The sequence below is a fragment of the Pseudomonas sp. NPDC096925 genome, assembly GCF_044762545.1.
Lineage (GTDB): Bacteria > Pseudomonadota > Gammaproteobacteria > Pseudomonadales > Pseudomonadaceae > Aquipseudomonas.
In genome coordinates this window covers 1,160,491-1,175,344 of sequence record NZ_JBIWEM010000001.1, presented here as the reverse complement: position 1 = coordinate 1,175,344, position 14,854 = coordinate 1,160,491, and the positions used below count along the sequence as shown (strand labels likewise).

At 64.6% G+C, this 14,854-nt stretch carries 11 protein-coding genes; 5 read left to right on the top strand and 6 right to left on the bottom strand.

Annotated features, from left to right (window positions below):
• Window positions 1–99 precede the first annotated feature (99 nt).
• Together cinR and ACIQYU_RS05590 are read left to right on the top strand one after the other, a co-directional pair.
• A complete protein-coding gene (gene cinR / locus ACIQYU_RS05595) occupies window positions 100–780 on the top strand; it encodes a two-component system response regulator CinR (protein WP_015269546.1) in 681 nt (226 codons plus the stop codon).
• Window positions 777–2,129 carry a heavy metal sensor histidine kinase gene (locus ACIQYU_RS05590; RefSeq protein WP_402798478.1) on the top strand — a complete coding sequence of 451 codons (1,353 nt, stop codon included), beginning with the start codon at window positions 777–779 and terminating at the stop codon, window positions 2,127–2,129. The genes cinR and ACIQYU_RS05590 overlap by 4 nt, the downstream gene beginning before the upstream one ends.
• Before the next feature lie 134 nt (window positions 2,130–2,263).
• Here ACIQYU_RS05590 and ACIQYU_RS05585 read toward each other — a convergent pair whose 3' ends face one another.
• The 3 genes from ACIQYU_RS05585 to ACIQYU_RS05575 all read right to left on the bottom strand — a co-directional run bounded on the left by ACIQYU_RS05585 (window position 2,264) and on the right by ACIQYU_RS05575 (window position 5,508).
• Complete coding sequence (locus ACIQYU_RS05585) at window positions 2,264–3,505, bottom strand: lipoprotein-releasing ABC transporter permease subunit (RefSeq protein WP_085601690.1); 1,242 nt, start codon at window positions 3,503–3,505, stop codon at window positions 2,264–2,266.
• Between the two features lie 61 nt (window positions 3,506–3,566).
• Window positions 3,567–4,250 carry a lipoprotein-releasing ABC transporter ATP-binding protein LolD gene (gene lolD, locus ACIQYU_RS05580; protein ID WP_169774647.1) on the bottom strand — a complete coding sequence of 228 codons (684 nt, stop codon included), beginning with the start codon at window positions 4,248–4,250 and terminating at the stop codon, window positions 3,567–3,569.
• Window positions 4,251–4,257: 7 nt separating this feature from the next.
• The gene (locus ACIQYU_RS05575; protein WP_015269543.1) at window positions 4,258–5,508 is read right to left on the bottom strand and encodes a lipoprotein-releasing ABC transporter permease subunit; all 1,251 of its coding nucleotides are present in this window, start codon (window positions 5,506–5,508) and stop codon (window positions 4,258–4,260) included.
• A gap of 93 nt (window positions 5,509–5,601) precedes the next feature.
• On the opposite strand from ACIQYU_RS05575, the gene ACIQYU_RS05570 reads away from it, so the two are divergent.
• Complete coding sequence (locus ACIQYU_RS05570; protein ID WP_063913908.1) at window positions 5,602–6,186, top strand: PilZ domain-containing protein; 585 nt, start codon at window positions 5,602–5,604, stop codon at window positions 6,184–6,186.
• Window positions 6,187–6,217: 31 nt separating this feature from the next.
• A complete protein-coding gene (locus ACIQYU_RS05565; protein WP_402798474.1) occupies window positions 6,218–6,934 on the top strand; it encodes a glycerophosphodiester phosphodiesterase in 717 nt (238 codons plus the stop codon).
• Between the two features lie 48 nt (window positions 6,935–6,982).
• Here the strand turns inward: ACIQYU_RS05565 and sthA are convergent, their stop codons facing one another.
• The 3 genes from sthA to ACIQYU_RS05550 form a co-directional block, all read right to left on the bottom strand.
• Window positions 6,983–8,377: a Si-specific NAD(P)(+) transhydrogenase gene (gene sthA, locus ACIQYU_RS05560; RefSeq protein ID WP_063913906.1), complete on the bottom strand. Its 1,395-nt coding sequence runs from the start codon at window positions 8,375–8,377 to the stop codon at window positions 6,983–6,985.
• 202 nt (window positions 8,378–8,579) lie between these two features.
• On the bottom strand, window positions 8,580–9,578 hold the full coding sequence (locus ACIQYU_RS05555) for an FAD:protein FMN transferase (RefSeq protein ID WP_402798472.1): 999 nt from the start codon (window positions 9,576–9,578) through the stop codon (window positions 8,580–8,582).
• Between the two features lie 195 nt (window positions 9,579–9,773).
• The gene (locus ACIQYU_RS05550; protein ID WP_207831686.1) at window positions 9,774–11,237 is read right to left on the bottom strand and encodes a glyceraldehyde-3-phosphate dehydrogenase; all 1,464 of its coding nucleotides are present in this window, start codon (window positions 11,235–11,237) and stop codon (window positions 9,774–9,776) included.
• Between the two features lie 167 nt (window positions 11,238–11,404).
• Here ACIQYU_RS05550 and mfd point away from each other — a divergent pair, with 167 nt between their 5' ends.
• Complete coding sequence (mfd, locus tag ACIQYU_RS05545) at window positions 11,405–14,854, top strand: transcription-repair coupling factor (RefSeq protein ID WP_207831688.1); 3,450 nt, start codon at window positions 11,405–11,407, stop codon at window positions 14,852–14,854.

Genomic DNA, 14,854 nt, shown 5'->3' with positions numbered 1-14,854 from the left:
GAACACCGGCAAAGCCGGTGCCATGCACCGTGTTGAATTCTTCGCGGGTAAACCCGCTCCCACAGGGCTTTGCGCCGCTTGCTGGAGTCAATTCACCCAATGAAACTGCTGATCGTCGAAGACCAGGCCCGTACCGGCCAGTACCTGAGCCAGGGCCTGAACGAGGCCGGCTTCGCCACCGAACTGGCCACAGATGGCGAGACCGGCCAGTTCCTCGCCCTGACCGGCGACCACGACCTGCTGATTCTCGATGTGATGCTGCCCGGCCGTGACGGCTGGCAGATCCTCCAGGCCGTGCGCCAGGCCGGCCTGGACACCCCGGTGCTGTTCCTCACCGCCCGCGATGCCGTGGAAGACCGGGTACACGGCCTGGAGCTGGGCGCCGATGATTACCTGGTCAAGCCGTTCGCCTTCTCCGAACTGCTGGCCCGGGTGCGCAGCCTGCTGCGCCGGGGCACCAGCCCCAGCCAGGACACCACCCTGGGCCTGGCCGACCTGCGCCTGGACCTGATCCGCCGCCGCGCCGAGCGCGCCGGCCAGCGCATCGACCTGACCGCCAAGGAGTTCGCCTTGCTTGAACTGCTGCTGCGCCGCCAGGGCGAGGTACTGCCCAAATCGCTGATCGCCTCGCAGGTGTGGGACATGAATTTCGACAGCGACACCAATGTGATCGAAGTGGCAATCCGCCGCCTGCGCCTGAAGATCGACGACCCGCACCCCAACAAGCTGATCCACACCGTACGCGGCATGGGCTACGTACTCGAAGAGCGCGCGGAGTGATGCGCCCGGTCTCCCTCGGCAGCCGCCTGGCCCTGCTGTTCGCCGCCTGCACTGCCGCTGTCTCGCTCGGCGCCGGCCTGATATTCAGCCGGGCCAGCGAGCAGCACTTCGTCGAACTGGACCAGCAACTGCTGGACTCGCGCCTGTCGCTGTTCCGCACCCAGCTGGCCGGTATCACCACCCCGGCCGAGCTGCAGGCGCGCCTGCCGGCCCTGCGTGATGAACTGGGCCACCAGGCCGACCTGGCCCTGCGCATCAACGGCAGCGACGGCGCCACCTGGTTCGAAAGCCGCACAGGCCTGCCCCTGGCACCGCTGCCCGACGGACTGGCAACCCTGCACGCGCAAGGCACCGACTACCGCAGCCTGGCCGTGCACCTGGCGCAAGGCGCCCCGCAGTCGCCACAGCTGACCCTGTACCTCGACATCACCCACCACCAGCATTTCCTGCAGGGCATGCAACGGTTGATCTGGCTGACGGTAGGGCTGTCGGCGCTGGCCACCGCGCTGCTCGGTGCCTGGGCTGCACGCCGCGGGCTGCGCCCGTTGCGGCAGATGGGCCAGGTGGCCGCCAGCGTATCGGCGCGCTCGCTCACCACCCGCCTGCCGGTGGCACAGATGCCCGAAGAGCTGGCCGAGCTGGCCGGCAGCATGAACGCGATGCTGCAGCGCCTGGACGATGCCTTCCAGCGCCTCTCGGCATTCTCCGCCGACATCGCCCACGAACTGCGCACGCCGCTGTCCAACCTGCTGACCCACACCCAGGTCACCCTCACCCGCCCGCGCAGCCTCGAAGAGTACCGCGAGGCCCTGCACGGCAACCTCGAGGAGTTGCAATGGATGGCGCAGATGATCAACGACATGCTGTTCCTGGCCAAGGCCGACCACGGCCTGCTGGTGCCGGGGCAAACACCGCTGGTGCTGCATGACGAGGTGGATGCGCTGATGGAGTACTACGCGCCGCTGGCAGAGGACAGCGGTGTGCAGATGCTGCGCGAGGGTCAGGCGCTGCTGCAGGGCGACCGGCATATGCTGCGCCGGGCGCTGTCCAACTTGCTGGACAACGCCTTGCGCTTTACCCCGGCGGGAGGGCAGATACGAGTGACCTTGGGGCCAGGGCTGAGGATTAGCGTGGCCAATACCGGAGCGGCTATCGAACCGGCTGCGTTACCGCGGTTGTTCGACCGCTTCTACCGGGTGGACCCGGCACGGCGGGAAGGCAGTAGCGAGCATGCCGGGTTGGGGTTGGCGATTACCCGGTCGATCGTGCAGGCCCATGGCGGACACATCAGGGCGGAGTGTGCGGACGGATGGACGCGATTCGTGATCGACTTCACTGAAGATCGGTGACATCAGGGCTGGCACGCCACCCTGTGGGAGCGGGTTTACCCGCGAACACCGGCGCAGCCGGTGCCATGCACCGTGCTGGAATCTTCACGGGTAAACCCGCTCCCACAGAGCCGCTCGATAAGCTGAAGTAGACATTAAACCGCCAGGCCAATCGCCGGCTGCACCTGCGATGCCCGATAAGCCGGGTAAATGGTCGCCAGGAAGCTCATCACCAACCCGGCCGTGCAGATGATCGCCACATCGCCCCACTGCAACTGCGACGGCAAGCTGCTGACGAAGTACACATCCGAAGTAAAGATGTGCTGCCCGCTCACCCGCTCCAGCCAACCGACGATCTGGCTGACGTTGAACGCCGCGATCACCCCCAGCACGCCACCGATCAGCGTACCGACAATGCCGATCAGGCTGCCCTGGACCATGAACGTACCCATGATCTGCGCCGGCGTGGCGCCCAGGGTGCGCAGGATGGCGATGTCCGGCCCCTTGTCGTTCACCACCATCACCAGGGTAGCGATGATGTTGAACGCGGCCACCGCAATGATCATCATCAGCAGCAGGCCGATCATGGTCTTTTCCATCTTCATGGCGCTGAACAGGCTACCCTGGGTATGCGACCAGTCATCGGCGCGGTAGGCGTCGCCGAGCCCGGCAGCGATGGCCTTGGACACCTGTGGCGCGGCATACAGGTCGTGCAGTTTCAGGCGCACGCCCTGCACCTGGCCCGGCGCCCAGCGCTGCATGGCGCCAGCATCGGCCACGTGAATGTAAGCCTGCGAGCCATCCAGCTCGGCACCGACCTTGAAGATGCCGACAACGGTCAGGCGCTGCATGCGCGGGGTGATGCCGCCCGGCTCCTTGCTGATTTCCGGCACGATCAGGGTCAGTTTGTCGCCGGTGTTCAGGCGGAAGCGCCGCGCAGTCAACTCACCGATGACCACGCCGAACTCACCCGGCTGCAAATCCTGCAAGCGGCCCTGGACGATGTGCTGGCCGACGATCGAGACCTTGCCCTCTTCGGCCGGGTCGATACCGCCGACCTGGATCGGCTGCATCGCGCCCTTGTACGACAGCATGCCTTCCATTTCGGTAATCGGCGCCGCAGCCATCACCGCCGGGTCGCGCATGGCCGCGTCGGCCACCTTGTGCCAGTCGTCCAGCGGCTGCACGCCAAGGATGGCAGCATGCGGCACCAGGCCGAGGATGCGCGAGCTCATTTCGCGCTGGAAGCCGTTCATCACCGACAGCACCACGATCATCGCCAGCACGCCCAGCGACAGGCCGATCATCGAGGTCATCGAGATGAACGAGATGAAGTGGTTGCGGCGCTTGGCTCGGGTGTAGCGCGCGCCGATGAAGATGGGCAAGGGTCTGAACATGTACGAAAACACCCAATGAAAACAGGAAAACGGGGCGACACCGGCCACCCCGTGCAGTCGATCAGATCGCCACCAGGTGGCCGTCGTCGAGCTTCAATACACGGTCCATCTGGCGCGCCAGGTTGAGGTCGTGGGTAACCACCAGGAACGCCGTGCGCGACGCGCTGGACAGTTCCTGCATCAACTCCTGGATGCCCTGGGCCGTGTGGTGGTCGAGGTTGCCGGTCGGCTCGTCGAGCATGACCAGGCCAGGGCGGTTGACCAGTGCCCGGGCAATCGCCACCCGCTGGCGCTCACCACCGGACAGCTCGGCCGGCTTGTGGTTGAAGCGGTGCGCCAGGCCCACGCGCTTGAGCAGCGCCTCGGCACGCTCACGGGCCTCGGGGATGGGCGTGCGACCGATCAGCAACGGCATGCACACGTTCTCGATGGCCGTGAATTCCGGCAGCAGGTGGTGGAACTGGTAGACAAAGCCCAGCTCGCGGTTGCGCAGCAGGCCACGGGCACGCTCGCCCAGTGCCGACAGCTCCTCACCGGCCAGCCAGACGCTGCCCTGGGTCGGCCGGTCGAGGCCACCCAGCAGGTTGAGCAAGGTACTCTTGCCCGAGCCGGAGCTACCCACGATAGCCACCCGCTCACCGGCGTGCAGTTCGAGGTTGAGCCCGGACAGCACCTGCACCGACTCCGGGCCCTCGTCGTAGGACTTGCCCAGGTTGCGGCAACTCAGAACGGCTTTATCACTCATGCGCGACTCACTCATAACGTAGCGCCTCCGCCGGCTGGGTGCGGGCCGCACGCCAGGCCGGGTACAGGGTGGCGAAGAAACTCAGGACCAGCGCCGCACCACAGACCATGTACACGTCCTGGGCCTGGATCTGCGACGGCAGGTAATCGATGAAGTACACATCGGCGTTGAGGAACTTGTGCCCGATCAGTTTCTCGATGCCGGCGATCACCGCGCTTACATTCAGCGCGGCGACGATCCCGACCACGGCGCCGATCAGGGTACCGATCACCCCGATCACCGTGCCCTGGACCATGAAGATGAGCATGATCTGCCCGGGCGTGGCGCCCAGGGTACGCAGGATGGCGATGTCGCCACGCTTGTCGTTGACCACCATCACCAGGGTGGAAATGATGTTGAACGCCGCCACCGCCACGATCAGCAGCAACAGCAGGCCGATCATGGCCTTCTCCATGCGGATCGCCTGGTACAGGTTGCCGTGGGTACGGGTCCAGTCACGGCTGTAGAACTCCTGGTCGCCCAGGCGCTGGGCGATGTCCCAGGCCACCCGCGGCGCCTGGAACAGGTCGTCGAACTTCAGGCGCAGGCCTTGGACCTGGTCGGGCTTCCAGCGGTGCAGGCGGGACAGGTCGCTGATGTTGGTCAGGCCCAGGTAGCCGTCGATCTCGCCCGCACCTACGTGGAAGGTGCCAACCACGGTGAAGCGCTTCATGCGCGGGAACATGCCGGCCGGGGTCACACTGACCTCGGGGGCGACGAAAGTGAGCTTGTCGCCGATGCCCACGCCCAGCTTGGCCGCGGCCTTGTCGCCGATCATGATGCCCCACTCGCCCGGCGCCAGCTGGTCGAGGCGGCCTTGCAGGACGAACTTGTCGATGATCGAAACCTCGCGCTCGCGGGCCGGGTCGATGCCGTTGAGCAGCACCTTCTGCACCTTGCCTTCATGGGTCAGCAGGCCCTGCATCTGGGTGAAGGGCGCAACCGCCACCACCTGCGGATTCTGCTTTACTTGTTGGGCAAGGGCCGGCCAGTCGGCAATGGGCTGGCCGCTCTCCAGCGTGGCATGGGGGATCATGCCCAACACGCGGGTACGCATCTCGTGGTCGAAACCGTTCATGACCGACAGCACCACGATCATCACCACCACGCCCAGGGCGAGGCCGATCATCGAGGTCAGGGAAATGAACGAGACGAAGTGATTGCGACGTTTGGCACGGGTATAACGCGTGCCGATGAATGCGAAAAGAGGTCTGAACATGTCGGGGCTTGTTCGGATGAAAGGGAACGTCCTTGTGGCGAGGCGCCTACGGCGGCTTTACACTCGGACCACCGCCGCTACCTTGGGTTCGCCATGACGACATTAGACGAAGAAGATCGCCGCGAATACTACCGCATCGAAGATCGGATCGCACTTCAAATCAGCCCCCTTAGCGCGGCCGAAGCCCTTGACCCAGATGTGTTGCAAGATGATTCACCACTATTCAACCTGCTCAGTGAACTGCACCTGTCCGACTTCGAGTCGCAGCACCTGCTACGCCAGCTGAGCGAAAAGGACCGCACCCTCGCCGCCTTCCTGCGCGCGCAGAACAAACGCCTCGACCTGCTTAGCGCGGTGGTTGCCCAGACCCTGATCGGCGAAGTTGGCCAGCCCCAGCCGGTGATCATCTCCGAGGGCGGCATCGAATTCGCGCAAGCTACAGCGGTTGCCCCCGGCACCCGGGTGAAGGTGAAGATGGTGCTGATGCCGCGCGCCCATGGCCTACTGCTGCGCGGCAAGGTCACCCACTGCGACCCGCACCCGGAGGGCGGCTTTGAGGTCGGCACCGAATTCATCGACATGACCGACGCCCAACGGCAACTGCTGGCCCGCTATATCCTGCAGCGCCAGCAGCAGCAACGTCGCCAGCAGCTGGAACAGAACGCCCCTGCCTCCTGAGCCCATTTTTCTCTGATTTGAAGGAACGAACGTGACCCTGATCTACGGCCATCGTGGCGCCAAGGGCGAAGCGCCCGAGAATACCCTGAAGAGCTTCCAGCAATGCCTCGCCCATGGCGTGACCCGCTGCGAGCTGGACCTGCACCTGTCGGCCGACAACGAGCTGATGGTGATCCACGACCCCACCCTCAAGCGCACCACCGGCAAACGCGGCAAGGTGGTCGAGCACTCGGCCGCCGACCTGGTCAAGATCGATGCCCGCAAAGGCGGCCCGGGCCACGTACAGCCCTGCCCGATCCCGAAACTGGAAGAACTGTTCCATAAGTGCCCGTTCGAGCACTGGCAGCTGGAAGTGAAAAGTGCCTCGCGCACCCGTGCCGCCACCACCGTGCTGGCGATCCGCGAACTGGCCCAGCAATACGGCCTGCTGGACAAGGTGACCATCACTTCCAGCTCACGCGAAGTGCTGGGCGCTGCCCTGGAACTGGTACCGGATGTCAAACGCGGGCTGGTGGCCGAATACGCCTGGCTCGACCCGTTGAAGGTAGCTCAGAACTACGGCTGCGAGCTGCTGGCATTGAACTGGACACTGTGCACCCCCGAGCGCCTGCTGAAAGCTCAGGCCCAGGGTTTGCACGTGTCGGTGTGGACGGTCAACGAACCGGCACTGATGCGCCGGCTCGCTGACTTTGGCGTGGACAGCCTGATTACAGACTTTCCCGGTTTGGCCAAGACCACCCTCGGGTAGGGTTGAAATCGGTCTCTCCGACCGGCTCAGGCCACCGGTCGGAGCCGCTCAAAAAAGCCGGTTCAGGCCGTCGTAGGCAGCTACCCGATAGGCTTCGGCCATGGTCGGGTAGTTGAATGTGGTGTTGACGAAGTACTTCAGGTTGTTCAGCTCGCCCGGCTGGTTCATCACCGCCTGGCCGATGTGAACGATTTCCGAAGCCTGGTAGCCGAAGCAGTGTACGCCCAGTACTTCCAACGTTTCGCGGTGGAACAGGATCTTCAGCATGCCTTGCGGCTCGCCGGCGATCTGCGCACGGGCCATGCTCTTGAAGAAGGCTTTGCCCACTTCGTACGGCACCTTGGCCTGGGTCAGTTCCTGCTCGTTCTTGCCGATCGAGCTGATCTCCGGAATGGTGTAGATGCCGGTCGGCACGTCGTTGACGAAGCGCCAGCTGCCATTATCCACGATGCTGCCAGCGGCAGAGCGGCCCTGGTCATGGGCGGCACTGGCCAGGCTCGGCCAGCCGATCACATCGCCGGCACCGTAGATGTTCGGCACGCTGGTGCGGTAGGCCTCGTCGACCTCGATCTGGCCACGGCTGTTGACCTTGATACCGATGTTTTCCAGGCCCAGCTTGTCGGTGTTGCCGGTACGGCCGTTGCACCACAGCAAGGCATCGGCCTTGATCTTCTTGCCCGACTTCAGGTGCAGGATCACCCCGTTATCCAGGCCTTCGACGCGCTCATACTCTTCGTTGTGGCGCACGGTGATGTTGTTGTTGCTGAAGTGGTAGCTCAGCGCCTGGGAAATTTCCGAGTCGAGGAAGCTCAGCAACTGGCCACGGTTGTCTACCAGCTCTACCAATACACCCAGGCCGCTGAAGATCGAGGCGTATTCGCAACCGATCACGCCGGCACCGTACACGATCAGCTTGCGCGGGGTGTGGCTGAGGCTGAGGATGGTGTCGCTGTCGTAGACACGCGGGTGGTGGAAGTCGATGTCGGCCGGGCGATACGGGCGCGAGCCGGTGGCAATGATGATGTGCTTGGCGTTGAGCTTTTCCACCACACCGTTCGGGCAGACCACTTCGACGGTTTGCTCGTCGGCGAAGCTGCCGGTGCCGACGAATACGTCGACGCGGTTACGGGCGTAGTAGCCGGTGCGCGATGCTACCTGCTTGGCGATGACTTTCTCGGCGCTTTTCAGCACGTCCGGGAACGAGAACCAGCGCGGCTCACCGATGGCACGGAACATCGGGTTGGTGTTGAACTGCATGATCTGCCGCACCGAGTGACGCAGTGCCTTGGACGGGATGGTGCCCAGGTGGGTGCAGTTGCCCCCGACCTGACGACGGCTATCGACCATCGCCACCTTGCGCCCTGCTTTGGCGGCGTTCATTGCCGCACCTTCTCCGGCCGGGCCGGAACCCAGCACCACTACGTCGTAGTTGTAGACAGCCATGCGTACTCCTTCAGAACTGGCCCGCAAGCCACGGTCGCTCGCGGGGCGCGATCATGCCGCCAGGGCGTCATGAGAAAATTCGGGTGCAGTCTAATCAAGCGTGAACGCCGCGCACATTAACCCTTGGTCGCGTCGTAGGCCAATTTTGCCCGCACTACATGTATGAACCATTCCCTGGCGGCGATCATCCCTGCTTGTGCTTTCACTCGCCTTTCACTGCCCGTTCGAATGCGGGCGTAGCTCGGGAGACGAAGCCACCCTCGGCCCGAGTCACCAATACTGCGGCCAGGCCATGCGCCACGGCAAAATCCCAGCCACGTTCCGGGCCGAGGATCAACAGCAGCGTCGAATAGCCGTCGGCCTGCAGCGCCGAGGCATCGAGCACGGTGACCGCGGCCAGGTCGTGCTGTACCGGGCGCCCGAGGCGGGCATCGAAGGCGTGCGAATAGCGCCGGCCATTCTCCTCGAAATAGTGCCGATAGTCACCCGAGGTTGATACTGAAAGGCCATTGACCGGGATGATATGGCGAGCGATCTGGCGGTCTTCGCGGGGCAGCTCCAGGGCGATGCGCCAAGGGCTGCCATCGGGCTTGCGGCCGACGGCCTTGAGCTCGCCGGTGGCTTCAGCGACAAAGCTGGACACGCCCATGGCCTGCAGACGCGCGGCAACCAGGTCGACGGCGTGGCCGGCGGCGAGGCTGTTGAAGTCGAGTTGTACCGGGGCGTCCTTGCACAGGGCCTGGCCGTCGATGTGCAAGTGTCGGTAACCCACGCGTTGACGCACCTGGGCCAGGGCCAACGGGTCGGGTACCTGCTCGTGGCGGGCCTGGGGGCCGAAGCCCCACAGGTCGAGCAAGGGCTCGACGGTGAGGTCGAAGACGCCATCACTCTGCTCGGCCAACTGCTGACCAAGGCTGACCAGTTCGAGCATGTCGGGCGGCAGGGCCAGGCACTGGTTGGCGGGCAACTGGTTGAAACGGCTGACGGTGGAGTCGCCGCGGTAGGTCGAGTAGTGCTGGTCGATGTCATGCAGGATGGTTTCGACCGCAGCCTGCACCTGGGCCGGCGCCGGGCCACCGGGCTCGCGCACGTACTGGATGCTGTAGCTGCTGCCCATGGTCGGGCCGCCCAGGCGCTCCAGGGTGGGGCCCTGGTCGCAGGCGGTGAGCAGCATGAGGATGAACAGCAAGGCTGTGCGCAAGGTTCGGGCTCTCGGTTGCCTGTGCCGCCCTCTTCGCGGGTAAACCCGCTCCCACAGGTATACCACTGCCCTCACGGACGACGCGCCCCTGTGGGAGCGGGTTCACCCGCGAAGAGGCCGGCACAGGCAACACAAATTCTGGATAAAAAAACGGGAACCCGAAGGTTCCCGTTTTTTCATTGCCTTACAAGCGGATCAGCGCGGAAACGCTGGCGGGTTCACACCGGCCATCTCTTCCATCACACGAACCACCTGGCAGCTGTAACCGAATTCGTTGTCGTACCACACGTACAGAACAACGCGGTTGTCGTTGCAGATGGTCGCTTCGGCGTCAACCACACCGGCGTGGCGGGAACCTACGAAGTCGGTCGAAACCACTTCCTGCGAGCTGACGTAATCGATCTGCTTGTGCAGTTCCGAGTGCATGGCGGTCTGGCGCAGGTACTCGTTGATCTCGTCGCGGCTGGTGGCCTTCTCGAGGTTCAGGTTGAGGATGGCCATCGAAACGTTCGGCGTCGGTACGCGAATGGCGTTGCCGGTCAGCTTGCCCTTCAGCACTGGCAGTGCCTTGGCGGCAGCAGTGGCGGCGCCGGTTTCGGTGATGACCATGTTCAGCGGCGCGGCACGGCCACGGCGGCTGCCCTTGTGGAAGTTGTCGATCAGGTTCTGGTCGTTGGTGAACGAGTGAACGGTTTCGACGTGGCCGTTGACGATGCCGTACTGGTCGTTGATGGCCTTGAGCACCGGCACGATGGCGTTGGTGGTGCAGGAAGCGGCCGAGATGATCTTGTCATCGGCAGCGATGTCACCGTGGTTGATGCCGTGCACGATGTTCTTCAGCGCGCCCTTGCCAGGTGCGGTAAGGATCACGCGGGCAGCGCCCGGGCAGGCCAGGTGCTGGCCCAGGCCGTCGGCATCACGCCATACGCCGGTGTTGTCGACGATCAGCGCGTTTTCGATGCCGTACTGGGTGTAGTCGACTTCGCTCGGGCTCTTGGCGTAGATAACCTGGATCAGGTTGCCGTTGGCGGTGATGGTGTTGTTGGCTTCGTCGATGGTGATGGTGCCATCGAACGGGCCGTGCACCGAGTCACGGCGCAGCAGGCTGGCACGCTTGACCAGGTCGTTCTCGGCGCCTTTGCGCACGACGATGGCGCGCAGGCGCAGGCCGTCGCCACCACCGGTCTTCTCGATCAGGATACGCGCCAGCAGGCGGCCGATGCGGCCGAAGCCGTACAGGACAACGTCGGTGCCTTTGCGCGCCGAAGCGTTCTGCTGGCCAACCACCTCGGCCAGTTCTTCACGGACGAACTGCTCGGCAGTACGGCCATTGCCTTCCTGCTTGAACTTGTTGGCCAGCTTGCCCAGGTCGACCGAAGCGGCGCCCAGTTTCAGCTCGCTCATGGCCTTGAGCAGGGGGAATGTCTCGTGGACGGACAGTTCGGTTTCGTCGGCTTGACGATGACGCGCAAAGCGGTGCGCCTTGAGGATCGAGATAACCGAACGGTTGATCAGGCTACGGCCATAAATCGAGCTCACCACATTGTTGTTGCGGTAGAGCTGACCGATAAGCGGGATCATCGCTTCAGCCAGGGCTTCACGATCGATCCACTCACCAAGACACTGGTCGGGCTTCTGAGTCACGGGAACCTTCCACATGTAGGGACAGAAAAAAGGGGCTACATTATGACGCCCCAACGCGTTGCGGGCAATGAGCGCCTGTCGCGACCACGCAAGCCAGCGTTCATGCCCTTTCGAGCCTGACAGCCGGCATCGTCACCGGTACAATCGATCTCTTTGCCGCAACGCTTGGAGTGCGATCTCCCGTGTCAGTTCTGCGCCTACCGCAAATGTCGGCCACGGCCGGCAAACAAACCTGGGGCAATCTACCCGGTGCCGCCCTCAGCCTGGCCATCGCCGAGGCCGCCAGCAGCGCGGGCCGCTTCACTCTGCTGCTGACTGCCGACAGCCAGGCTGCCGATCGTCTGGAACAGGAACTTCGCTTCTTTGCCCCGGACCTGCCGGTGCTGCCGTTCCCCGATTGGGAAACCCTGCCCTACGACCTGTTCTCGCCGCACCAGGACATCATTTCCCAGCGCATCGCCAGCCTCTACCGCCTGCCGGAGCTGAGCCACGGCATCCTCGTGGTGCCGGTCACAACCGCCCTTCACCGCCTGGCGCCGACCCGTTTCCTGCTGGGCAGCAGCCTGGTGCTGGACGTGGGCCAGACCATCGACGTGGAACAGATGCGCCTGCGCCTGGAGGCCAGCGGCTACCGCTGCGTCGACACGGTCTACGAGCATGGCGAGTTCGCCGTACGTGGCGCGTTGATCGACCTGTTCCCGATGGGCAGCAAGCTGCCCTACCGCATCGACCTGTTCGATGACGAAATCGAGACGCTGCGCACCTTCGACCCCGAGACCCAGCGCTCGATCGACAAGGTGGATTCGGTACGCCTGCTGCCGGCGCGCGAGTTCCCGATGCAGAAAGAAGAAGTGACCCGCTTCAAGGCGCGCTTCCGTGAACGCTTCGACGTCGACTTCCGCCGCAGCGCGATCTTCCAGGACCTGGCCAGCGGCATCATCCCCGCTGGCATCGAGTACTACCTGCCGCTGTTCTTCGAAGAAACCTCGACCCTGTTCGACTACCTGCCGGCCGACACCCAGGTGTTTTCGCTGCCTGGCGTGGAACAGGCCGCCGAACACTTCTGGAACGACGTGCGCGGGCGTTATGAAGACCGCCGTGGCGACCTGAGCCGGCCGCTGCTGCCGCCGGCCGAGCTGTTCCTGCCGGTGGAAGACTGCTTCGCCCGGCTCAAGCAATGGCCACGGGTAGTGGTCAGCACTGAAGACCTCGACCCGGGCGCGGGCCGCGAGCGCTTCCCGGCGCGCGCGCTGCCCAACCTGGCAATCGAGGCCAAGGCCAACCAGCCCTTGGCCGAACTGGCCAATTTCCTCGACCAGTTCCCCGGCCGCGTGCTGTTCACCGCCGAATCGGCGGGCCGCCGCGAAGTGCTGCTGGAGCTGCTCGAACGGCTGAAACTGCGCCCACACAGCGTCGACGGCTGGGCCGACTTCATCACCGGCAGCGAGCGCCTGGCGATCACCATCGCCCCGCTGGACGACGGCCTGCTGCTGGACGACCCAGGCCTGGCCCTGGTCGCCGAAAGCCCGCTGTTCGGCCAGCGGGTGATGCAGCGCCGCCGCCGCGACAAGCGCGGCGAAACTGCCAACGACGCGGTGATCAAGAACCTTACCGAGCTGCGCGAAGGCGCACCGGTGGTGCACATCGACCATGGCGTGGGCCGCTACCTGGGCCTGGCCACCCTGGAAATCGACGGCCAGGCCGCCGAATTCCTCACCCTGGAATACGCCGAGGGCGCCAAGCTGTACGTGCCGGTGGCCAACCTGCACCTGATCGCCCGCTACACCGGCAGCGACGATGCCCTGGCACCGCTGCACCGGCTGGGCTCGGAGGCCTGGCAGAAGGCCAAGCGCAAGGCCGCTGAACAGGTGCGCGACGTGGCTGCCGAACTGCTCGACATCTATGCCCGCCGCGCCGCGCGCAAGGGCTATGCGTTTGCCGACCCGTCCGCCGACTACGCCACCTTCAGCGCCGGCTTCCCGTTCGAGGAAACCCCGGACCAGCAAGCTGCCATCGAAGCCGTGCGCGCCGACATGCTGGCGCCCAAGCCGATGGACCGCCTGGTGTGCGGCGACGTCGGCTTCGGCAAGACCGAAGTGGCCATGCGCGCGGCGTTCATCGCCGTGCACAGCGGCCGCCAGGTGGCCGTGCTGGTACCCACCACCCTGCTCGCCCAACAGCACTACAACAGCTTCCGCGACCGCTTCGCCGACTGGCCTGTGACCGTGGAAGTGATGAGCCGCTTCAAGTCGGCCAAGGAAGTGGCCAACGCCGCCGCCGACCTGGCCGAAGGCAAGATCGACATCCTCATCGGCACCCACAAGCTGCTGCAGGACGATGTGCGCTTCAAGGACCTGGGCCTGGCCATCATCGACGAAGAACACCGCTTTGGCGTGCGCCAGAAGGAACAGCTCAAGGCCCTGCGCAGCGAGGTGGACATCCTCACCCTCACCGCCACGCCGATCCCGCGCACGCTGAACATGGCGGTGGCGGGCATGCGCGACCTGTCGATCATCGCCACGCCGCCGGCGCGCCGCCTGTCGGTACGCACCTTCGTCATGGAACAGAACAAGAGCACGGTCAAGGAGGCGCTGCTGCGTGAGCTGCTGCGCGGTGGCCAGGTGTACTACCTGCACAACGATGTGAAAACCATCGAGAAATGCGCCGCCGACCTTGCCGAACTGGTGCCCGAGGCGCGCATCGGCATCGGCCACGGGCAAATGCGCGAGCGCGAGCTGGAACAGGTGATGAGCGACTTCTACCACAAGCGCTTCAACGTGCTGGTGGCCTCGACCATCATCGAAACCGGCATCGACGTGCCCAGCGCCAACACCATCGTCATCGAGCGCGCCGACAAGTTCGGCCTGGCCCAGCTGCACCAGCTGCGCGGCCGGGTGGGCCGCAGCCACCACCAGGCCTACGCCTACCTGCTGACGCCAACCCGGCAGAAGGTCAGTGCCGACGCCGAAAAACGCCTGGAGGCGATTGCCAACACCCAGGACCTGGGCGCCGGCTTCGTGCTGGCCACCAACGACCTGGAAATTCGCGGCGCCGGCGAGCTGCTGGGCGAAGGCCAGAGCGGGCAGATCCAGGCGGTGGGCTTTACCCTGTACATGGAAATGCTCGAACGCGCGGTCAAGGCGATCCGCAAGGGCACCCAGCCAAACCTTGAGCAGCCGCTGGGCGGCGGCCCGGAAATCAACCTGCGCCTGCCGGCACTGATCCCCGAGGACTACCTGCCCGACGTGCATGCGCGGCTGATCCTGTACAAGCGCATTGCCTCGGCCGCCGACGAAGAAGGCCTCAAGGACCTGCAAGTGGAAATGATCGACCGCTTCGGCCTGCTGCCCGAGCCGACCAAGAACCTGATGCGTCTGACCTCGCTCAAGCTGCACGCGGAAAAGCTCGGCATCAAGAAAGTCGACGCCGGCCCCAACGGCGGCAAGCTCGAGTTCGAGGCCGAGACCCCGGTCGACCCGCTGACCCTGATCAAGCTGATCCAGGGCCAGCCCAAACGCTACAAGTTCGAAGGCGCCACCCAGTTCCGCTTCCTGGTGCCGATGGAACGCCCCGACGAACGCTTCAATACCCTGGAGGCGCTGTTCGAGCGCCTGACCCCACAGCCTGCTTAA

Bases quoted from the DNA above. Each gene is read 5' to 3' on its own strand.
- lolD (WP_169774647.1), bottom strand. From the start codon at position 4,250: ATGAGTGATAAAGCCGTTCTGAGTTGCCGCAACCTGGGCAAGTCCTAC.
- sthA (WP_063913906.1), bottom strand. From the start codon at position 8,377: ATGGCTGTCTACAACTACGACGTAGTGGTGCTGGGTTCCGGCCCGGCC.
- cinR (WP_015269546.1), top strand. From the start codon at position 100: ATGAAACTGCTGATCGTCGAAGACCAGGCCCGTACCGGCCAGTACCTG.
- ACIQYU_RS05575 (WP_015269543.1), bottom strand. From the start codon at position 5,508: ATGTTCAGACCTCTTTTCGCATTCATCGGCACGCGTTATACCCGTGCC.
- ACIQYU_RS05585 (WP_085601690.1), bottom strand. From the start codon at position 3,505: ATGTTCAGACCCTTGCCCATCTTCATCGGCGCGCGCTACACCCGAGCC.
- ACIQYU_RS05570 (WP_063913908.1), top strand. From the start codon at position 5,602: ATGACGACATTAGACGAAGAAGATCGCCGCGAATACTACCGCATCGAA.
- ACIQYU_RS05550 (WP_207831686.1), bottom strand. From the start codon at position 11,237: ATGTGGAAGGTTCCCGTGACTCAGAAGCCCGACCAGTGTCTTGGTGAG.